The sequence below is a fragment of the Desulfofarcimen acetoxidans DSM 771 genome, from assembly GCF_000024205.1.
Classification (GTDB): Bacteria; Bacillota; Desulfotomaculia; order Desulfotomaculales; family Desulfofarciminaceae; genus Desulfofarcimen; species Desulfofarcimen acetoxidans.
Genome location: NC_013216.1, coordinates 3691293 through 3712979, shown reverse-complemented (window position 1 = coordinate 3712979; position 21687 = coordinate 3691293). Strand labels below are relative to the sequence as shown.

Sequence of the window (21687 nt, the reverse complement as noted above, 5' to 3'; positions counted from 1 at the left end):
AATAAAAAATTGGCTTGTACATGTGGATGTTCAAACAACACTATTGATCCGAAACAGCAGGCCCTGCAGGAACTATTGCAAAAGTTTAAGGGATATAAAGGAGCAATCATTCCTGTTCTGCAGGGAGCACAGGATATTTACGGCTACCTCCCCAAAGAGGTAATGCAGCAGATCTCTAAGGACTTAAGGGTTCCCTTTAGTAAGATTTACGGTGTGTCAACCTTTTATGCCCAGTTTCACTTGAAACCACGCGGGCGCAATATTGTCCGCGTCTGTCAGGGTACTGCATGCCACGTGCGGGGCGGCAAGAAGATCTTCGAAGCGGTGGAAAAGGTTCTGGGAATTAGTGAAGGCGGAACCACTGAAGATTTGCGTTTTACCCTGGAAACAGTGGCCTGTCTGGGCGCTTGCGGTTTGGCACCGGTATTGATGATCAATGACGACACCCATGGCCGTCTGGTTCCCGGAGATATCCAGGGGATTTTGGAACAATACGAGTAATCGGGAGGTGAAAAGATGAAAAGTTTGGCTGAAGTACGGGCTAAGATGGGAGAAGAGTATAAGCAGAAGTTTACCCGTGCCCGTGTGGTGGTTGGCCTTGGTACTTGCGGAATTGCAGCCGGCGGTGACAAAGTAATGAAGGCTCTGCAAGCTATAGTTGCCGGCCGTGTTTTGGATATAGATGTCGACTTTACCAGCTGTATCGGGATGTGCTATGCGGAACCTACCGTAGAAGTAGCTCTCCCCGGTGAAGCCAGTGTTATATACGGGGATGTTAATCCTGAGAACGTTATCCGTTTGATTGATGAGCATGTAATAGGTAAAAAGCCGGTTGAAGATATGGCGATTCTCCAAATAGTTGAGAACGGTGCCAAAGCTTATGAAGGCATTACCTTGATGGAAGATTACGACTTTTATAAAATGCAGGTTCGCACAGTTACATCCAGACTGGGCAGAACCAACCCGGAGAGCATTGTAGATTACATTGCCACCGGCGGTTATGAAGGTCTGGAGAAGATTCTCTCCGGTATGACTCAGCAGCAAGTTATTGATGAGATCAAAACTTCCGGCCTGCGTGGCCGTGGGGGCGGTGGCTTCCCCACCGGTATGAAGTGGCAGTTTACCCATAACTCACCCGGAGATAAAAAGTATATCGTTTGCAACGCTGACGAAGGCGACCCCGGTGCTTTCATGGATCGCAGCGTCTTAGAGGGTGATCCGCACTCAGTTTTAGAAGGTATGATCATTGCAGGTTATGCTATCGGTGCCGATGAAGGCTATATCTATGTGAGGGCCGAGTATCCCCTGGCTATTCACCGTTTAAATCTGGCAATTGCCCAGGCAGAAGAGATTGGCATGCTGGGCGAAAACATTTTAGATACAGGCTTTAACTTTAAACTGCGCATCAAGGCCGGTGCCGGTGCTTTCGTATGCGGTGAAGAAACAGCTCTCTTGACCTCTATCGAAGGTAACCGCGGTATGCCTCGCGTGCGTCCTCCCTTCCCGGCTGTTAAAGGCCTTTGGGAGAAGCCGACTAACTTAAACAATGTTGAAACCTATGCCAACGTGCCTTTCATTATCCGTAAGGGCGGCGAATGGTACGCCTCCATGGGTACCGAGAAGAGCAAAGGCAGTAAAGTGTTCTGTCTGACCGGCAAGATTAAGAATACCGGTTTAGTGGAAGTTCCCATGGGTATCAGCGTCAGAGATATTATCTATAAAGTCGGCGGCGGCATTCAAGACGACAAGAAATTTAAGGCTGTTCAGGCCGGCGGTCCTTCCGGCGGCTGCTTGCCGGAAGAAAAGCTGGATTTGCCGGTAGACTATGATTCACTGAACGCTGCCGGTGCGATTATGGGTTCCGGCGGTTTGGTTGTCATGGACGAAACCACCTGTATGGTGGATGTGGCCCGTTTCTTCCTAAACTTCACCCAGGCAGAGTCCTGCGGTAAATGTACCCCCTGCCGTGAGGGTACCAAGCGCATGCTGGAAACCTTGACCCGTATCTGTGAGGGTACAGGTAAGCCGGAAGATATTGAGACACTGGAGCGTATGGGCAGAGTAATCACCAAGACAGCTTTGTGTGGTTTGGGACAAACCTGTGCCAACCCGATTCTCTCTACCATGCGTTATTTCAAAGATGAATATCTTGCCCACATTAATGACAAACGCTGTCCGGCCGGTGCCTGCACAGAATTGTTAACCTTTGTGATTGATAAGGAAAAATGCAACGGCTGCGGTAAGTGCGCAAGGAGTTGTCCTGCCGGAGCTATTACCGGTGAGAAGAAAATGCCGCATGAAATTGATATCACCAAGTGCATCAAATGCGGTGCCTGTCTGGCCGGTTGTAAGTTTGACGCTATTTACAAAGCCTAAGGTAATATTATTATAATATATGGAAGGGAGGGAAGCCGGGAAGCGTTGTGCAGTCTTCTTTGCAAAGCATAAAACTGGGTAATACAGCGCGGTTTCGGTGTTCATAAATGTCTGTTAATTTAACTATCAATGGTAAAAAGGTAAATGTTCCTAAGGGTACCACTGTGCTTGACGCAGCCAAACAAGCGGGAATTTTTATACCTACTTTTTGCCATGATCCAGAATTTCCTAGGTTCGGAGCTTGCCGTATCTGTGTGGTAGATATTCCTGGTATGCGTAACCTGCCTGCTTCGTGTGTAACTGAAGTAACGGAAGGTATGGAAGTATACACAGAATCACCGGCAGTGGTAGAAGCACGGAAAACTATTTTAGAGTTGCTTCTGGCCAACCATCCCAAGGATTGCTTGACCTGTGAGAGAAACGGCGATTGCCGCTTGCAGGACTATGCTTTTCAATACGGAGTGAAAGAAAGTCCGTTTGAAGGGGAAAAGAAAAATCATCCTCTTGATGATTCCAACCCCTATATAGTGCGTGATCCCAATAAGTGTATTCTATGTGGCAGGTGTGTCAGTACTTGCAATGCTATTCCTGAGCGCAGTGTGATTGATTTCGGTTACCGTGGTTTTAATACCAAGATTGTGACCGGTATGGATCTGCCTTTGGCTGAATCGGATTGTGTTTATTGCGGTAGATGTGTAGCTGTTTGTCCGGTCGGGGCCCTGACTTGGAAACCGCTGGCAGGAAAAGGACGGGTATGGGAAATGGAGAAAGAGGAAGTTACCTGTACCTTCTGCGACAGTGGCTGTAAATTTAATTTACTTAAGAAACAGGGTAAGACTATCGGGGTGGTACCCAAGTCTACAGCAGTTGGACGTCCGCTTTGTCTGAAGGGCCGTTTGGGTTTACAGTTGAAGTATATGGATGAGCCTGCTTTGCCGTTTATTAAGAAGGACGGTGTATTCTCTCAAGTTTCTTGGGCGGAAGCACTGAACATAGAAGAAGTATTGGCAAAAATCTTAAAGATGAACAATAGTAATGAGAAATAGATAAGAACTTTAGCTATGCGAGGGATTCGGTTAAGCCGGTGTAAGTCAGGTATTAAACTAGGTTAAGATATTGTTATTGAGGGAATTTATGTGATATTCCGTGGCGGACACCGGATTTGCTGAATCGTTTGATATTTTGAATTCCGGAAAGGAGGAAAATTGATTGGGTTCTGTTACATTAACCATTAATGATCAACAGGTTACGGTTCCTAAGGGTACTTCCGTCTTGTACGCTGCCAGAAAAATAGGAATTGATATTCCTACTTTCTGCCATGACCAGGAGCTTGCCAGATTCGGAGCTTGCCGTATCTGTGTTGTGGAAGTACCGGGCATGCGCAACCTGCCTGCTTCCTGTGTTACCGAAGCAACGGACGGTATGGTGGTATACACTGAGTCCGAAACGGTAGTGGAGGCACGCAAAACAATTCTCGAATTGATGTTGGCCAATCACCCGGCTGACTGCCTGACTTGCAGCAAAAACGGTGACTGCAGATTGCAAGATTATGCCTATCGTTATAATATCAGGGGAGACGTTTTCTTCGGGGAGAAGCATAATTATCCTATCGAAGACAGCAACCCGTTCATTATAAGAGATATGAATAAATGCATTCTGTGCGGCAAATGTGTTCGCGCTTGTGCAGAGGTGCAGGGCCGCGGTGTGATTGATTTTGCTTACAGGGGTTTTAATGCTAAAGTGGCCACCGCCATGGATTTGCCTTTGATTGAATCGGAATGTGTATTCTGCGGCAGTTGTGTGGCTGTTTGCCCGGTGGGTGCCCTGACTGAGAAAGCTATGAGCGGTAAAGCACGTATCTGGGATATTAAAAAGGTGCGCACCACTTGCCCGTTCTGTGGAGTAGGCTGCAACTTCGACCTGAATGTTGCCGACGGTAAAGTTATCGGTTCTACCTCCAATCCCGACAGCCCGGTTAATGGCCGTCATTTGTGCGTAAAAGGCCGTTTTGGGATAGATTATATTCATAACCCGAAACGTTTAACCACGCCTCTAATTAAGAAAAACGGTGAATTTGTTGAAGCCGGTTGGGATGAGGCTCTTGACCTGGTTGCTTCTAAATTGACTGAAGTGAAGAATAAGTACGGCAGTGATGCTGTAGCCGCACTTTCTTCAGCCCGTTGTACCAATGAAGACAATTATGTACTACAAAAACTTCTTCGCGCGGCAATCGGCACCAATAACGTCGATCACTGCGCCCGTACCTGACACGCTCCCACAGTAGCTGGTCTGGCTACAAGTTTTGGTAGTGGCGCAATGACAAACTCTTTTAGCGATATATTGAAAACTGATTTGCTGTTTGTAATCGGTTCAAACGCAACTGAAGCACACCCGATGGCAGGTGCTAAAATGCTTCAGGCAGTTCAGAAGGGCATTAAGATGGTAGTAGTTGACCCTCGCCGCATTGAACTGGCAGAAAAGGCTGATTACTGGCTGCAGCTTAAGCCCGGTACAGATATTCCGTTGTTAAACGGTTTAATGCATATTATTATCAAGGAAGATCTCTACGATAAGAAGTTCGTGGAAGAGCGAACCGAAGGTTTTGAGGAACTCAAGGCTACGGTAGAAAATTACCCGCCGGAAAAAGTTTCGGAAATGACAGGTATTCCGGTAGAAGACTTATATGATGTGGCAAGACTCTATGCAACCTCCTACAATGCGCTTATTTGCTATACACTGGGTATCACCGAGCATATTTGCGGTGTGTTCAACGTTATGAGTATTGCCAACCTGGCTATGCTTACCGGACATATCGGCAGGCCCGGTTCCGGCGTGAACCCGCAGCGCGGTCAGAATAACGTGCAAGGTGCCTGTGATATGGGTGCACTGCCTAACGTTTATCCCGGTTACCAACCTGTTATTAACCCGGATGCTCAGGCCAAGTTTGAAAAGGCATGGGGTGTTCCTTTATCCGGCAAGCTTGGTTTGACTATTCCTGATATGATGGACGCGGCGGTGGAAGGAAAAGTCAAGGCCATGTATATATTGGGCGAAGATCCCGTGCTCACAGATCCTGACGCTCATCATATCCGCAAGGCTATGAGTAAACTGGACTTCCTGGTAGTGCAGGAATTATTCATGTCAGAGACAGCCAAATACGCTGATGTAATACTGCCCGGAGCAAGTTTTGGTGAAAAAGACGGTACCTTCTCCAACTCTGAAAGAAGAGTGCAGAGGGTTCGCAAGGCTATTGATCCGATAGCAAATACCAAAGCTGACTGGCAAATTGTCTGCGAAGTGAGCAACCATATGGGGTATCCCATGAATTTTGCTTCGCCGGAAGAAATCTTCAATGAAATGGCTTCATTGACTCCCTCCTATTGTGGGATGAATTATGAAAGAATAGATGCGAAGGGATTGCAATGGCCTTGCCCGACCCTGGATCACCCGGGTACCCCTGTACTGCATACGCAGAGCTTTACCAGAGGTAAGGGTTTGTTCAAGGGTATTGATCATGTTCCACCGGCTGAAATGCCTGATGCTGAATATCCGTACCTGTTGTCCACCGGGCGGATACTGTATCACTACAATATCACAACCCGTTACTCGCAAGGTTTGGATGCTCACAGACCGGAAGAAATGGCTCAGATTAATCCGGTTGATGCCTGTAAGTTTGGTGTGGAAACAGGTGGTAAACTTAGAGTTACTTCCCGCCGAGGTTCTGTGGTAACCAAGGTCGTCGTAACCGACAAGGTACCGGCAGGATTGATTTGGATGAGCTTCCACTACTGGGAGACACCTACTAACGAGCTTACTGTCGATGCGTTTGACCCGATCAGTAAGACTGGTGAGTATAAGGTGGCCGCTGTTAAATTAGAAAAAATTCAAGAGTCGAAAGAAATAGGTGCTTAAAGAAGAAACCGGAGTGTCGAGCTCCGGTTTTTTCATTACAATACAATAATGACAGTAACACAGAACAAATAAATTCTATATTAGTTTAAGTTGTTTATAGGGTAAATGATTGTTTGTTGATATAATTAATTGATATGAATATACATAATATAACTGTATACTACATAATTAAATTATTTAGTTGCACTTTATTAAACTCAATATAAATAGACATAACATTGCTACAATAATATTAAATAATATAAGTACAGGTGTCAATGCTTTACAAAAAGTATTTCCAAATTATATTTATTCTTTCCAAAAGAGCAATTACAATGTAACATAAACTTATTGCCGAAGGCGCCGGTTTATTCTGCTGTATTCCTTTGCTTTTTTAAAATCCTCCGGTGTATTGGCATTCATCAAATTTTTCTGTTGATCAAAGATCATATCGGATGTTTGCAGTTCAAAAGTTTTCCACCTGGTTAGAGGTATCAGATCAATAATCTTATATATTCCCTGCTTTAAAGCGGTTTCCGCGACCGCGGCAAAATTTTTGCTGTATATGGAAAACAGCGGTTCTAAATGATTTTGTATAGAAAGCATAACAACATCATAATCTTCTATGCTTTTTGTCAGCAATTGAATGGTTTGGACATTAGGATAAGGGATATCACAGGCTGCTACAAAACTATAAAAATGTTTGGCGGACAGTAAGCCTGCATGTATCCCGGACAGAGGTCCACAGCCGGGGTAAATATCCGGGATAATCTTATAACCGGTATGTCCGTAAGTTTTTTCATCCCCGCCGGCAATAATTATTTCGGAACATACCGGGGCTATAATGCGGGCAACCCTTTCTATCAGTGGGATACCGTCAATATCCAGAAGTGCTTTATTAGTGCCCATACGACTGCTTTTTCCACCGGCCAGAATTATGCCCGATATGTTCAATTTGTCTCATCCTTTACGAAATATTACATGCAATAGCCTTCCGGCAGCAAAAGTGCCTTAACCTCATCTCCTATATCCAAAGGCCCGTGTCCTTTAGGTATATCAATCAGAGCATTGCACTGCAGCATTGACTTCAAAGCTCCCGGACTTTGTATTCCGGCCGGTGCGGCATGGTAAATGCCGTCTTTCCAGGTTAGAACAGCTCTCATAAAACGCCTCTGGCCGCTCTTTTTCTTAAAGGGAACATCCATAACAGCTTTTACCTCAGGCAAATTCTCACCTTTTTTGCCGCAGATAGACTGAATTATTGGCCTGGCCAGCAAAACGAATGTTATCATAGAGGCAGCCGGATTTCCGGATAAGCCTATAACCAACTGCCCGTCTCTTTCTCCGCATACCGCCGGAGTGCCGGGTTTCATGCCGACTTTCCAAAACAAAGTATTAATGTTGCTAATTTTGATGGCTTCTTTTACATAGTCCTTTTCTCCTACCGAGACACCGCCCGTGGTAATAACTAAATCATTTTCCTGTAAAGCCTGGTTTAGCGCGGAAGCAATTTTGTTTTTATCATCCGGAACGCTCTTAATAGGTACAGCCAGTCCACCGGCTTCGGTAATTTGCGCGGTTATTGCGTAAAGGTTGCTGTTATATATTTTGCCGGTTTGCCGTGGCTGACCGATATCCAGCAATTCATCTCCGCAGGAAAAAACTGCGATTCTTGGTTTTCTGAATACTTTTACTGTTCCTCGCCCCAGCGATACCAGAAGTCCGAGTGAGGCCGGCGTGATTTTTTCCCCAATAACAAGTATTTTTTCTCCCTCAACTACATCTTCTCCCGCCGGGACAAAATTATCTCCCGGCTTCAAAGGTGAAAAAATTAAAATGTAATCCCCATCTTTTTTTATATCCTCGAATTTTATGATGGCATTGGTACCCGAGGGGAGAGGCGCGCCTGTCGTAATTGCTGTAGTCTCACCTTTTATTACCGGTGCTGAAGGCAGTTCACCCGCATAAACGGTTTGCGTTAGTTTAAGCCGTACAGGGTTGTCTTTTGCTGCGGAAAAAGTATCCTCCGCCATTAAAGCATAGCCGTCCAGCGGTGATCTGTTAAAAGGAGGCAGCGGGAAGCCGGCAATAATATCTTCAGCCAGAATTCTGCCGAAAGCCTCGGCAACAGCGATTTCCTCAATGCCTCTGGGTGCCGAGAATTCATGCAATATTTGCAGGGCTTTTTCAAGTGGAATTGATTGTAACATATCAGTCATCCCCTAATTACCGGTATTTAGTGCACAATCGGGGAAACGACAGGTTTTACACTTTTGGCAAAGACCACCGTGACCCAATTGAGCAAAATCAGATTTTTGTAAAACTTCTCCGCTTAGAATCCGCGGCAATACAATATCAAAAATAGTTGTTTTAGAGTACATCACACAGCCCGGCAGGCCAAGAACCGGAATACCGTTAATATAGGACATCATAAACATGGCTCCCGGCAGTACAGGTGTACCGTAAGTGACTATAGTGCCGCCGGCTTTTTTAATACCGGCCGGGGTGAGATCGTCAGGATCAACTGACATGCCGCCGGTAACCAGAATCATTTCAGCCCCTTCAGCCAGGTTTTCTAAAACGGTTGCAGCAATTTTGTCAACATTATCATCAACTATAGTTTGTTTAAAAATTTCGCAGCCCATTTTCTTTAATTTTTTGGCTACAATAGGTGTAAAGGAATCTTTTATCCTTCCCCTGTAGACCTCGTTGCCGGTAATAATAATAGCTGTACGTTTGGGCAAGAGAGGTAATACCCTGATAATCGGACCCTGTTTTTGACAAATATCTTCCACTCGTTTAATTTTTTCTTCATCAATAATTAGCGGTATAATTTTGGTACCTGCAATTATGGTATCCTTATATACCAGACGATTATTGCGTAATGTGCCCATCATTAATTCATCAGTTTCATTGATTATATTTAAGGTGGCAACATCAATTTTTAACAACCCTTTGATTTTTGCTTTTAGAGTAACCTTTCCTTCCGACGGTTCCATTAATACAATGTTTTCTCCCGCAGCAGCTATAGCCATGCGTTCTGCAGCTTCGTTTTCGTGGATTATACCTTCTTTTACTTCCCAAACAAAAACATGCTCTTTACCTAAATCCAAGAATGCGGGTATATCTTCCTCAGTTATGATATGACCTTTTTTAAAAGCAGGCCCTTTGCTTTCTCCGGGAATAATCCTGGTTATATCATGACACAAAACTGATCCAACTGCATCTTCAACCCTGATAGACTTCATTTATGCTAACCTCCGCAATGGCATTAAAAAAGTGCCGGCAATATTTACCATCTTTTGGGCATGGAAAATAAGCGACACTTAAATGCCGTAAAATTTTCCTTTCCTAAAAGTAAGTGGAGGCATAACCGTTTCCGGTTAAACCCGGGGCTCCATTGAAGAACCCGGCATGATTACCGTGTGCAGTAAATACATTTAGGTAATACAGCTCGGAAAATAAAAAATATTTAGTTAATTTATATTTTCTATTTTTAATGAGTAAATCCTGCTTATTTTTTAAAATTGACAGATTAATTTAAAATATTTAAGATTAATATTATTACTGAAAAAATAAAAAAGAGGTGTTTTTATGAAAGAGGCACCGGTTGTGGCTGTTGTAGGCAGGTCTGACGCCGGGAAGACAACTTTCTTGGAAAAACTGTTAAAAGAGCTTAAGCTGCGAAAAATAAAAGTCGGTACCATAAAGCATGATGTGCATGGATTTGATATTGATAAACCGGGAAAGGATACCTGGCGTCATGCTCAAGCCGGGGCTGATACTGTGGTAATTTCTTCTCCAAGTAAAGTGGCCATCATAAAAAAGGTGCCGGAAGAATTATCATTGGATCAGGTGGTGGCTATGGTTACCGATATGGATATACTTTTGACTGAAGGTTATAAAAGGTCGAATAAACCTAAAATAGAAATCAACCGTACAGAGCACAGCAGTGAACTCGTATGTGCTCCGGATGAATTGATTGCTTTGGTAACAGATGCTGAATGGGACATAGGTGTTCCTTTGTTTGGGTTGGATGATGCAGTCGGCGTAGCGGACTTGTTAGTTGAAAAGTATAATTTACCGAAATAAATTATTAAGTTCGAAAAGTGAATTGGGAAAGGCCCGTATCATTTTTTTTGTGATAGGGGCTTTTTTGCGTGTATCCGGCAAGGATTTTAATAACTCAGGGGCGATCACAGACCCGATATAAGGCTAGTGGCAGCTAAATGACCTTGTACAGCAAAGCAATGTTCTTGCTAACGCAGGCGGCAGACTGTGGTCTTCGGAGCTTCTTGTTTATAATTATCACTAGTTTATTTATGTTTATTTATATATTATTAATTTAAATATAAAATCGTTATGTTCTATCATTTTATAACGTATTGTTAATTTATGTTGCGTCGTGTCTGTTTGTGATGTATAATTGTTAAAAATCTTTAAAATATGATTATTAGTTAATTATTGAGATATGCAAGCAGGATGGTTGAACGTATAAAATAATTAGATAAAAATAATCGTTAAATTATAGATGGGCTAAACTAGACTTAAAATCTCATCTGTCCTCCGGTTTCGAGTTTTAACCTCATTCATACTTCATGTAAATTTTCCAGATTAATCCGGTTTAATTCATATAATTCATATCAACTCTTCGCAGCCATTATGAAAATTCCAAATAATTATTAAAGCTTATAAGTTAAACAGTATATTTTTTAGTTATTAAATGAGGTAGGATTGCTTGCCTTGAATGAGAGGTGATGTCGGCTCCAATAAAGTGTTAACAGCAGCTGTTATCTGAAATTTATTGTCAGGAAGGAGAAGAAAATCTGATAGGAGGTCTTAAAGGTTTGAGTCCGATACAAAAGGGATTATCATCAGCCCAGGTATTGTCTCATAGTGATGATTTAATTATCAAACGCAAATTATTGAAAAGGGATGGTATTTGTGAGAAAACTGATTGGCTTATTATCTGTTCCGCTTATTTGCTTGCTTTTTATGGGAATTGCTTTTGCTGAGAGTAATGAGACGTCAGTCAACCTCTATACACCTGCTTCTTCCCAAATCTATAAACCGGGAGATAACGTTTCGATTAGCGGAAAAGCACAAAATATTGCGCAGGTTTCTGTTTTGGTGCGTAGCGCAGGGGGCGGCATGGTTTATGCAGCTCAGCCTGCCGTGGCAGACGGTTCTTTTTCTACGGAATTTCAACTAAATGACGGTGCAGCAGCAGGACAATATACGATTAGAATTGGTGCCGAAGAATTAGCTGAGCCGGCTGAATTTACTTTTATGGTTAGCAGCAGCGACAGTAATAACAACAATAACTCTAAAACTGGTGGCGGTGGAAGCTCAACATTGAAAGCAGTCACATCCACTACCGGAAAGGCCACTGTCACACCAAGTGCCGGTGGAACAATAAGTTTGGGCAGCGAAGCCGGTGTTGAATTGCCGGTCGGAGCGCTTAAAGGCAGCGGAGCGGTGGAAGTTACAGTACAGAAAGTGACCAATACTTTTGCTGCACCTGCTGGTTTCAGGCTGATCGGCAGTGTGTACGAATTTAGTGTGGGGGCCGAGAATAAATACAGCTTTTCCAAGAATGTCACAATCAAATTCAGTTTTGAGCCTGATGAGATTGGTGAGGGAGAGACACCTGCTATCGAATATTATAATGAAACCTTATCCCAGTGGGTTAACCTTGGCGGTACTGTATCAGGCAACACTATAAGCGTGCAGGTTGACCATTTCACCAAGTTTGCCGTAATGGCTGTTAAAAAAGAAGCCGGGTCGGTTGAAAATCCGTCAATAACATTAACGGACATTGCCGGACACTGGGCCTTTGACAACATTAACAAACTGGTAGACATGGGTTGTATAAGCGGTTATCCAGATGGCAGTTTCAAGCCTGACAGCAAAATTACCAGGGCTGAATTTGCTGCTGTGTTAGTGAAGTCGTTTAAGCTGCCTTTGAATGACAATAAAACATTTGCAGACACAGCCGGGCACTGGGCAAGAAAATATATTGCCGCGGCGGCAGCCTACGGTGTAGTTAACGGCTATGATGCCGGCACCTTTGGTCCGGATGACCTTATTACTCGCGAGCAGATGGCGGTAATGATCGTCAAGGCGGCAAAGCCGGTACCGACAGCAGGTGAGGTTAGTTTTGCCGACAGCGATAGCATTTCCGGTTGGGCCCGTGAAGCCATCGCTACCGCTGCGCAAAAAGGAATTATCAAGGGTTATACCAATAACACTGTTCAGCCACAGGGCAATGCCACCAGGGCGGAAGCGGTAACGGCTATTATGAATGTTAATAAGTAATCTAGAAAGGATGTGTAAGAGTGGCATCATTTAATGAAACCGACATGATTACAATAAAGCCGGTAGGGGTTGTCAGATCTGATTTTAAAGCGTTGGATCAAGTGCCGCTTACGGGGGGAAGTTCTCTGATCGAAATATTTCCCGAATACAAGGATGGTTTATTGCGCATTGAGGAAAATTCTCATCTGTGGATTCAATTGTGGTTTCACAAGGCGAATCGCGATATTTTGAGAGTTGTTCCGGTTAAGGTTAACCCGAATCTTCCTGAATATGGGGTTTTCTGCCTGCGCGCCTTTAACCGGCCCAATCCCATTGCTTTATCCCTGGTTCGATTGGAGCGGGTGGAAGACAATTTACTTTGGGTCAGCGGTTTGGATGCCCTGGATGATACTCCTGTGCTGGACATCAAACCCTATTATGAGCAGGAAATCGTTTTTTCACCGGTAACTCCATATCTTCGCCCGCTAAAAAGAGAAATGCGTCAAGCAATATTCATGAAACAGGCATTGCTCCACCACCAGGAAAAATGTGCTGATTTATTGTTGGGTGTGCGCATGGCTCTTGTAGCAGATGATTATTTGGGTCACCTCAATTCAAGGGAACTGAAAGTATCGGTAAACGGTCCTCCTTGCCTGGCCGATGTGCTGCAGGGTTTAAGTAACGCGCGCTTGGCTAATCCCCCACGGTTTAAGTATGTTGAAAACCATGATTTGCGACAAAGTATATGGGAAAAGAATGGCAGCACCCTGAGGATAACAGCCAGATTGCCAGTTGTAGGCGATGAGTTTTTTTATGCTGATGACCGGAAGCTTTTTACAATTGAATTTAAGGGATAGGGCAAATATCATTTAAATTCGCATGGTTAATCTTAGCTTACTCACAAATTTATCATAAGCATAATTTCTTAGATTATAAAAATAGTCTAAAGCCTTCTCAAATGGAATTTTGTCGTCCAATTGATTGTTCATTTACCATTTAACAATGGAAAGGTGAAAATAGCATGAAAAAATTGAGTAGTTTTCTAATGGAATTGTTGGCTAATGTGGCAGTATTTTGCATTATGTTGGGATTCCTGATCCTGCTGGCACCGCAGGTGTCAGAAGCGGCGGATCCGGTGGTGTTGACGGTGACAGGCAATGGAGTTAACAAAACGGTGCAGTTTACCATGGCCGATTTACAGGCGCTGCCCCAGGAAACTCATACCTATTCCGGCTATAATCACTGGCCGGCCTTAAAAATATTTAAAGATATGACCGGGCCAACCCTGCAAAGTATTTTGGACCGGGCGGGATTAAAGGATAATGCCACATTGCTCAAGTTTAGAGCAGGTGGTGCTTTTGCATATAAAGATTATACCAAAGAACAGTTGTTGGATACTCCACGCTATTATTTTCCTGTTGGTGAAGAAGGTGATTGTTCAGATTGGCCGCCCGTGCGCAGTGAAGAAGGAAAGGTATCGGTTCCAACCATACTTGCTTTGAACAATGCAGACGGCAGATTGTGTATTGGTCAGGTGGCTCCGAATGAACCTCAGGGGGGGAATTGTGCCATGATCGAAGCTATTTGCACCGGGGGAACCATTTATGTGTCCATTGAATCCCTTGATAAATGGGGAACTCCTTATACCAATATCCCATCAGGAACAACAGTTGTTCCCGGTACGCTGATAACCCTGACCTACCCGGATGGAACGCCGGATGATACCATGATCTACTATACTCTGGACGGGAGTGAACCTACTTACGGCAGCTACATATACAACATTAGCTATCCCGATTTCCGACCTAAAGAAATGAATAAACCTATACCGGTAAATGGTGATGTAACTATTAAAGCCAGGTTAATCGGTTGGGGTAAATCGGATGGTGATGTAGTGACTTTTTGCTACAATACAGGTGTACCGGCTTGCACTATCCAGGGCTCAGGGTTAAGCCAACCTGCTAACTATACGGTTGAAGCATTAAAAAGCATGACTCCGTCAGTGGTGAGCTACCAATGCTCCGAACAAGGGCAGACAGTTGCCCTGACCGGTAAAGGTGTGCTGCTGGGTACATTGCTTGACCAACTTAATGTCTCCAGCAGGTGGGGAGTTGAGTTTGTTACAACCACTGGTGAAAAAATCGAGGCCGGTTCGATACAGGAACTGAAAGACCAGCAGTGTATGTTGGCCTATGAAGTTAATGGTGTTGAGATTGCCGATGTGTCCGGGGATCAGACGATTGAAATTCTGCGTAACAGCAGTAACCTGGTAGATAACCGGTTAAAACACATCAATATGATCAATTTGATCAGCATTGCAAATGAGATAACCATTAGTAGTGTTAAATTGCTGGATTATACAGGTCAGCTCATTACTTCCGTCGCACCTGGCGGAGGCTATTGTATTGAAGTACAGTATGCCAATGATATAAATCTACTCCAAAATGCTTTGCTGATTATTCAGGTGCGCAGTGGTGATGAGGCAACCGCAACTACCGGGGGTGTTGTGGTGGGCTTTGTTGCCTTACAAACTGAGGTTGATATTGAGGGTGGCAAGGCTACGGTGGAATTTACTATGCCCGGTAATCTGACCGGAAAGGCTTATGTGGATGCGCTGGTTTGGGATAATAGCAGTGAACAGAACCCGTTGGGCAAGGACAGTCATGATTTGAATTTTGATATTAAATTAAATTAGCTATTACCCCACCGGTTTTAAGAAAGAGAAAGGAGAATATGATGAGGATACTGCGGATCAGGAAAAATCTATTATGTATCTTAATGATTTTAGCGATATTGTTGCCGTTAACCGGTGTTGGTTACGCCGGTAACCAGGGTGTCGCTGTAAATCTGACTTCTCCTGGTGCCCATCAAGTGTACAAGCCCGGTGACACTGTAGAGATAAGCGGCACGGCCCAGGGATTAGCCGAAGTATCAATAGCTGTTCGGAATGAACAGGGGGGCCTGGCATTTACGGCCCAACCCCGGGTGCAAGACGGTGTTTTTACCACTGGCTTTACATTGGAGGCTTCGGCGGCCGAAGGTCAATATACCATTAATATCGGTTGCCTGGGCTTGCCTGATCTGAGAATTTACCGGTTTCAGGTGCAAAGTGCGGGTGGAGCCGCCGTTTCTCTGAACAAACCTGTAGCCGATAGTTCTTTTAAAGCAGGTGACGTTGTTGAAATAGAAGGTACAGCTCAGAGAACAGGTTCAATTGCTATTTGTGTTCGCAACAGTAATAACGGGCGGGTTTACGTGGCCCAACCGCCGATAGAAAACGGTAGTTTTGCCACCGCTTTTACCCTGGCGGCTGACGCCGTCGGCGGTACTTATACAATTAATGTAACCGGGGATGGGTTGGCTGCAGCCCAAATTTATCAGTTTACTGTAACTTCTGGTGGTACAGGCCCGGGGGGCGGTACTTCTGACAAACCGGATGCTATTCTTTTCATAAACGGCAACGGGGTGGCTAAACAAGTGTCTTATACCCGTGCCGAGTTGGAAGCTATGGATCAGGAAAGAGATCTGTTCTCAGCCACAAATGATTGGCCTCAAGATTTATTTGAGGCTGCTGAAGGTGTGCCGCTGCGCACCTTATTGGATCAGGCTGAAATGAGTCCGGGGGCCCAGATGATTACTTTTACCGGCAGTGACGGTTACTATTGGAACTATACCGTAGATGAATTATTGAATACAACACGATATAAATTTCCCGGTCAAACACCGGTGGAGCCGTTAATAGCCTTGAAACGGGTAGAGGCTTCTTCTAATTTTGGCAATATGACAGAAAGTGAAACACCGGTTTTGTGTTTCGGACAGCGTATAAAATCGGATTATACCCTTATGGGTTTTGTTAAACATTTGAAATATATTACTGTTAATACGAATTCTCCGGGTAAATGGTCCAAGCCGACAGCACAAATTATCGATCCCGATACCAAGCAAAAAACTGCGACGCAGGGTGGCCAAATTAAAAGCGGTTCCAAAATTGTTTTGCAAAGTGAGCCGAGAACAAAACTTCGTTATACCACTGATGGTAGTAATCCGGACATTAACAGCAAGATGTACAATGTCAGCGCCCATGTTCCCTCTTTAAACGTACCGATTGTAGTGAATCAAGACACTACGATTAAAGCGATGGCTGAGGGAAACGGCAAGCTGGGCAGTGATGTTCTAACCTTGATGTTTACGGTTGCCGGAGGAACACCGGTGGCTCCCGTTGGTGGTAGCGGTGGTTTAGTCCCTCAACAAACCGTTAGTGAAGAGAATATCAAAAAAGAAGAAATAAGCCTGGAAAAAGGTCGCAAAGGGGAGAAGCTAACTTTACAGGAAGGAGTTCTGGAAGACATAGAAAAGGGAACCCAGGGGAGCAGACTGGCGGTTAATTCTACTGCTTTAGTGGATGAAGTAAACACCGAAGTTTCATCAACTATACTGCAAAAAGCCAAAGAAAAAGGGATGTTGTTGGGTATAAATAGTGCTATAGGTAATTATACACTGCCGCTTGATTCTCTAAACCTTGATGAAATAGCGGCCGGAATGGATGTCAAGCCGAAAGAATTGAATATGAATATTGTTATCTCCAGGGCAGCTGAAGATGTTAAAAATAAACTGGTTGCCGGTATTCAGGCGGGACAAGAAATGTTGGTTGATCCGGTGGAGTTCAGCATAGAAATTAGTGCTCCAGGCGGTAAAAAAGTGGAGTATAAATCATTCGGCAGTAATTATGTGGAGCGTGAAATCGAGCTGGACAAAGGCGTAAATGCCGGGTGTGCCACGGGTGCTGTTTGGAACGAGGCGAAAAATAGATTTAAACCTGTGCCTACCCGCTTTGAAACCAGGGACGGTAAGAGCTACGCAATTATTTTAAACCGTACCAACAGTTTGTATACTGTTTTGCAGTCAAGCAAGAGCTTTTCAGATATTCAAGGAAACTGGGCCAAGGATGATATTGAAATGCTGGCTGGCAAGATGTTGATTTCCGGTAAAAATGACACTACTTATGAACCGGACAGCAATATTACCCGGGCTGAATTTGCAACCCTCTTAGTCAGAGCTCTGGCCCTGGAAGAAGGAGTTTTGCATGAAGGGCAATTTAAGGATGTATTGGTTAGCGACTGGTATGCCGGCAGTGTTGCCGCTGCTACAGGTGAAAACATCATTGCGGGTTATGACGGCGGCTTATTTAAGCCGGCTGACAACATTACCAGGGAGAAAGTGGCGGTCATGATCGCCCGGGCAGCGCGAGTTGCGGGGAAAGAAGATACTTTATCCGCCAGCGAGCAGGTTCAGCAGTTGGACCAGTTTAAGGACAAGAAAGAGATTGCCTCCTGGGCAACAAAGGATGTGGCTCTGGCTGTCAAGATAGGGATTATCGAAGGAATGCCGGGTGGTAATTTTGCGCCCAAGGCAAATGCCGACAGAGCTCAAAGTGCGGTAATGTTGAAACGGTTCTTAACCTATATTAATTTTATCAGCACTGACCAGCCTGTTGAGCAGCAAATAGACAATAATCAATCAACAGGGGAGGGGGATAAAACATAGTATTGAAGATTATTTAGATTATATTGGGCCGCAGCAGCAAAAATATTTTAATTACGGGGTGGATGAAAGGATGAAAAAGACAGGCGCAAAAATACTGGGTGTATTGATGGTGTTGTCCCTGGTGCTCTGCTTAAACAGTGCGATTGCACTTGCCAATACAGGTGAGGTAAGCATTTATCTGGGTAATAATGCAAATTCCCTTGCAACTTATGATACTAATGATTTAGAGGGTTTTGGTACAACTGCTGCTTACGATTATTCATCTTATAATTGCAAGGACTATCAGTATCATTATTTCACTGCCTATGGACCAGAATTGGAGCAAGTACTAACGGCTGCTTTAAATGGAAGCGGGGTTTCTTTAAGCCAAATTACCAGTGTCAAGATATTAGATATTGGAGCAGATGGAACAGAAGGAACTTCAGATGATTTCAGCAAAACAATTAGCAAGAGCGATTTGTTTGGTACCCGCTATTATATTGATAGTAATCAAAATTATGTAGTTGTACCAGCAATAATTGCCACCGAATTTGGGGATTTAGGTGGGACTATAAGTTCTACTGATTGTCTCAGGAATTTTTATGGCCAGACATCAGCAACGGAGGCAGTTATGGGCAACTGGGTGAAGAACATTAGTAAGATCCGTTTATATCAATAATTAATAATTTAAAATCAACGTTCATTATACAATGAAAATTTTATAGTTTAGCCGCAAGCTGCTGCGGTCCATATTTTTATAATAATTAATTAAAGGATAAACTAGGAAAGGAAGGAAACCATGAAAAAGATATGCTTAATGATCCTCTGTCTGGCTCTGTTGGTTGGTTCGTTGCCCCTGGCGACAGTGACTTATGCAGACGGTGATGACAATACGCTAGGCAATCTTACCGTGGCAAGCTTGGTTTATCAGGACGGGGCGGAGAAGGTGATTTCCTGCGGCCTTTATCCCGCTTTCAGCAGTGAGCAGACCGAGAGCGTGGTTGATGTGGCCTATGGGGTGGAGGAAGTGCGAATAGTTGCCCAGCCTGCCAGTGTTACTGCCACTTTGCGGATTAACGGTGTTCAGGTTGCGGCTGGCGTGGCTGCTGTGGTCTATGGTCGGGATTTAGCGGTGGGTGACAACCTTATTCCCATCACGGTTACTTCTGCAAGTGGCAGTCAGAGCACATATGATCTTCATATCAAGCGGGTCAGTTTTGATTTTGCTCTGGCTCCTCTGCCCCGGACACCGGCTGCCTATCAGGCTAGCGACTATGCCCGCTATAGATGCTGTCTGGCTGTTGGCAATAATTACAGCTTGGCCTTGAAAAAGAACGGCAGGGTGGTGGCCTGGGGCGGCAATGATAAAAAACAGTGTAACGTGCCGATCAACTTGGCCAATGTCACCGCCCTGGCGGCAGGAAATGCACACAGCCTGGCCTGTAAGGCTGACGGCAGGGTGGTAGCCTGGGGCGATAATATTAAAGGTCAATGTAATGTGCCGACTGGCTTGAGTGAAGTGGTGGCTGTTTCTGCCGGTAGGTATTTTTCTGCTGCCCTGGAGGAAGATGGTAGGGTAGTAGTCTGGGGCGACAATAGTAAAGGCCAGTGTACGGTGCCGTCCGGCTTGAATAATGTGGTGGACATTCAGTGCGGTTATGAGCATATGCTGGCCCTCAAAGCGGATGGTACGGTGGTGGCCTGGGGCGGCAACAACTCTGGCCAGTGTATGGTGCCGGCCGGATTAGATCATGTGGTGGCGGTTGCTGCCGGCTTCAAGAGCAGTATTGCTTTAAGAGACGATGGCACTCTGGTTATCTGGGGAACAGATAGTCAAGGTAATGAATTTAAGAATTTAAACTTGCAATTTGTTAAGGCAATTGCAGTTGGAGCATACCATGCCGCCGCATTAAAGTGGGACGGCAGCCTGGCCGTTTGGGGTAATAATACCGGCCAAAATGTTGATTTGGGTGTCCCCCTAATATCAGATAAAAGAGTTCTGGCTGTCAGCGGTTATGGTAATAATCGACACCTGCTGACTTTGCGTGAGGATGGTACGGTAGCGGCCTGGGGTGATTTGACTGACTTACATTATGGTAATTATAACGGCCAATGCAATGTGCCTCAGGGGCTGAACTTGCTTACAGACGACCCGCCTCCCTATAGCGGCCCGGTTCCCAATATTCCACAGACCCCGGCGGCCTACGCTGCCAGCGATTATGTTCGGGCTGCTGCTAAAGTTTATGATGTAGCTGAATATCAGGTTGCAGTAAATATGGATGGCAATTTAAAGTTATATTACAACAGTCCGATTACAGATGAACAATTTGGCATATCTAGGGTGCCGGCAAGTGTAAAAAACGTTAAATCTATAGGAGTAATGACACTTGCCATTGATATTGTGGCTTTAAAAGAGGACGGTACGGTGGTGGTTTGGGGCAATAACGCCGACGGTCAGTGTGACGTGCCGGAACAAGCTAATGATGTTGCGTCCATAGCAACGGGTTATTACCATTGTCTTGCCTTGCGTGAGGATGGTATGGTGGTGGTCTGGGGCAGAAACAATAAGGGGCAATGTGATGTTTCGGCCGGTCTGGGAGGCATCACGGCCATAGCAGCGGGATCATACCATAATCTTGCCTTGTGTGAAGACGGCACGGTGGCGGCCTGGGGTGATAACACCAACGGACAGTGCGATGTGCCGCCCGGTTTAACCGGCGTAGCACGTATTTATGCTTTTGGTAATACCTCCTTCGCATTGAAAAACGATGGTACCTTAGTGGTTTGGGGATATACATCCGGACAATATGACGTGCCGGATGGTTTAAACAACGTAGTGGATCTTTCCGTTGGTTCTGCTTGCGCAGCGTTAAAAGCCGACGGCACTGTGGTGGTTTGGGGTGATAATAGCTATGGCAGGCGCAATGTGCCCGTTGGTTTGCATGATGTTGCCTCAGTAACGAGCGGTGATGATGGTATCTTTGCCGTAAAGACAGACGGCAGTGTCGTGGTCTGGGGGTATAGATCAACGATAGATGTTGAAAAAGTATCCGGTTTGGCCAATGTGTTAAAGGTATTACGGGGTTCGACCGCCATTTACCGGGATGGTACGCTTCAATATATTGGTGCTGGGACGGCAGGTGATGCCCTGCAGAGGAACGCACTGCTGGCCGGGGTTAATGTGTTGGCCGGACACTATTTTGTCGTCAACAATGTCGGTCTATACGATTCGTCAGGCAAGAGCATAAATTCTGTAGCCTGCCAGGGTGGCTATCGCATCCAGGCCAGTATAGCCAATAATAATAGTGGTTCCAGCAAAGGGTTGGCTATCTTACAAGTGCGTGGAGGCCCTGGCGCTACCAGTAGCGGTGGCGGCCGGGTACTGGGTTGTATTGGGGTGGAAGGTGAGGTTCCTGTGGACGGTCAGCCGGTTAGCGCTGATTTCACCATGCCGGCTGGTTTAAGCGGGCCGGCTTTTGTGGATGTTTTTGTTTGGGACGGTTGGGACACCATGGTGCCGCGGGCTAAACCCAATCAAAACTTGTCTTTTAATATTACACAATAGTTGAGCAAAGCTTGGCCTGGGCTGGGGTTACGGCC

At 45.0% G+C, this 21687-nt stretch carries 14 protein-coding genes and 1 riboswitch; of the genes, 11 read left to right on the top strand and 3 right to left on the bottom strand.

Annotation, left to right across the window (positions count from 1 at the left end):
- Positions 1 to 9 precede the first annotated feature (9 nt).
- The 4 genes from nuoE (at position 10) to fdhF (ending at position 6288) form a co-directional block, all read left to right on the top strand.
- Positions 10 to 501: an NADH-quinone oxidoreductase subunit NuoE gene (gene nuoE, locus DTOX_RS16990; protein ID WP_015758915.1), complete on the top strand. Its 492-nt coding sequence runs from the start codon at positions 10 to 12 to the stop codon at positions 499 to 501.
- A gap of 15 nt (positions 502 to 516) precedes the next feature.
- Entirely contained in the window at positions 517 to 2376 is a 1860-nt protein-coding gene (nuoF, locus tag DTOX_RS16985; RefSeq protein ID WP_015758914.1) for an NADH-quinone oxidoreductase subunit NuoF, read from the top strand.
- Between the two features lie 107 nt (positions 2377 to 2483).
- Positions 2484 to 3422: an NADH-quinone oxidoreductase subunit G gene (locus DTOX_RS16980; RefSeq protein WP_015758913.1), complete on the top strand. Its 939-nt coding sequence runs from the start codon at positions 2484 to 2486 to the stop codon at positions 3420 to 3422.
- A 163-nt stretch (positions 3423 to 3585) separates the two neighbouring features.
- Positions 3586 to 6288, top strand: coding sequence for a formate dehydrogenase subunit alpha (gene fdhF / locus DTOX_RS22470; RefSeq protein ID WP_015758912.1), 2703 nt, complete (start codon positions 3586 to 3588; stop codon positions 6286 to 6288).
- Positions 6289 to 6615: 327 nt separating this feature from the next.
- Here fdhF and mobA read toward each other — a convergent pair whose 3' ends face one another.
- The 3 genes from mobA to DTOX_RS16955 are packed head-to-tail and all read right to left on the bottom strand — an operon-like array spanning position 6616 to position 9515.
- Positions 6616 to 7221: a molybdenum cofactor guanylyltransferase gene (gene mobA, locus DTOX_RS16965; protein ID WP_015758911.1), complete on the bottom strand. Its 606-nt coding sequence runs from the start codon at positions 7219 to 7221 to the stop codon at positions 6616 to 6618.
- Between the two features lie 23 nt (positions 7222 to 7244).
- Positions 7245 to 8477, bottom strand: a complete 1233-nt coding sequence (locus DTOX_RS16960) for a molybdopterin molybdotransferase MoeA (RefSeq protein WP_015758910.1) — start codon at positions 8475 to 8477, stop codon at positions 7245 to 7247.
- 12 nt (positions 8478 to 8489) lie between these two features.
- Positions 8490 to 9515: a molybdopterin-binding protein gene (locus DTOX_RS16955; RefSeq protein WP_015758909.1), complete on the bottom strand. Its 1026-nt coding sequence runs from the start codon at positions 9513 to 9515 to the stop codon at positions 8490 to 8492.
- 79 nt (positions 9516 to 9594) lie between these two features.
- A riboswitch (molybdenum cofactor riboswitch) is annotated at positions 9595 to 9739 on the bottom strand.
- A gap of 122 nt (positions 9740 to 9861) precedes the next feature.
- Here DTOX_RS16955 and mobB point away from each other — a divergent pair.
- The 7 genes from mobB to DTOX_RS16920 all read left to right on the top strand — a co-directional run bounded on the left by mobB (position 9862) and on the right by DTOX_RS16920 (position 21652).
- Entirely contained in the window at positions 9862 to 10359 is a 498-nt protein-coding gene (mobB, locus tag DTOX_RS16950; RefSeq protein ID WP_015758908.1) for a molybdopterin-guanine dinucleotide biosynthesis protein B, read from the top strand.
- A gap of 852 nt (positions 10360 to 11211) precedes the next feature.
- Positions 11212 to 12585 (top strand): S-layer homology domain-containing protein, encoded by a 1374-nt coding sequence (locus tag DTOX_RS16945; protein WP_015758907.1) that lies wholly within the window; start codon positions 11212 to 11214, stop codon positions 12583 to 12585.
- A gap of 20 nt (positions 12586 to 12605) precedes the next feature.
- The gene (tsaA, locus tag DTOX_RS16940) at positions 12606 to 13421 is read left to right on the top strand and encodes a tRNA (N6-threonylcarbamoyladenosine(37)-N6)-methyltransferase TrmO (RefSeq protein WP_015758906.1); all 816 of its coding nucleotides are present in this window, start codon (positions 12606 to 12608) and stop codon (positions 13419 to 13421) included.
- A 164-nt stretch (positions 13422 to 13585) separates the two neighbouring features.
- Positions 13586 to 15259 (top strand): FN3 associated domain-containing protein, encoded by a 1674-nt coding sequence (locus DTOX_RS16935; protein WP_015758905.1) that lies wholly within the window; start codon positions 13586 to 13588, stop codon positions 15257 to 15259.
- Positions 15260 to 15300: 41 nt separating this feature from the next.
- Positions 15301 to 18108: an S-layer homology domain-containing protein gene (locus tag DTOX_RS21705; RefSeq protein WP_015758904.1), complete on the top strand. Its 2808-nt coding sequence runs from the start codon at positions 15301 to 15303 to the stop codon at positions 18106 to 18108.
- Positions 18109 to 18178: 70 nt separating this feature from the next.
- Positions 18179 to 18766 (top strand): hypothetical protein, encoded by a 588-nt coding sequence (locus tag DTOX_RS16925; RefSeq protein WP_015758903.1) that lies wholly within the window; start codon positions 18179 to 18181, stop codon positions 18764 to 18766.
- 120 nt (positions 18767 to 18886) lie between these two features.
- Positions 18887 to 21652: a cadherin-like beta sandwich domain-containing protein gene (locus tag DTOX_RS16920; RefSeq protein WP_015758902.1), complete on the top strand. Its 2766-nt coding sequence runs from the start codon at positions 18887 to 18889 to the stop codon at positions 21650 to 21652.
- Positions 21653 to 21687: the final 35 nt, after the last annotated feature.

Bases quoted from the DNA above. Each gene is read 5' to 3' on its own strand.
- DTOX_RS16955 (WP_015758909.1), bottom strand. From the start codon at position 9,515: ATGAAGTCTATCAGGGTTGAAGATGCAGTTGGATCAGTTTTGTGTCAT.
- DTOX_RS16935 (WP_015758905.1), top strand. From the start codon at position 13,586: ATGAAAAAATTGAGTAGTTTTCTAATGGAATTGTTGGCTAATGTGGCA.
- DTOX_RS16980 (WP_015758913.1), top strand. From the start codon at position 2,484: ATGTCTGTTAATTTAACTATCAATGGTAAAAAGGTAAATGTTCCTAAG.
- nuoF (WP_015758914.1), top strand. From the start codon at position 517: ATGAAAAGTTTGGCTGAAGTACGGGCTAAGATGGGAGAAGAGTATAAG.
- DTOX_RS16960 (WP_015758910.1), bottom strand. From the start codon at position 8,477: ATGTTACAATCAATTCCACTTGAAAAAGCCCTGCAAATATTGCATGAA.
- DTOX_RS21705 (WP_015758904.1), top strand. From the start codon at position 15,301: ATGAGGATACTGCGGATCAGGAAAAATCTATTATGTATCTTAATGATT.
- DTOX_RS16925 (WP_015758903.1), top strand. From the start codon at position 18,179: ATGAAAAAGACAGGCGCAAAAATACTGGGTGTATTGATGGTGTTGTCC.
- mobB (WP_015758908.1), top strand. From the start codon at position 9,862: ATGAAAGAGGCACCGGTTGTGGCTGTTGTAGGCAGGTCTGACGCCGGG.
- DTOX_RS16920 (WP_015758902.1), top strand. From the start codon at position 18,887: ATGAAAAAGATATGCTTAATGATCCTCTGTCTGGCTCTGTTGGTTGGT.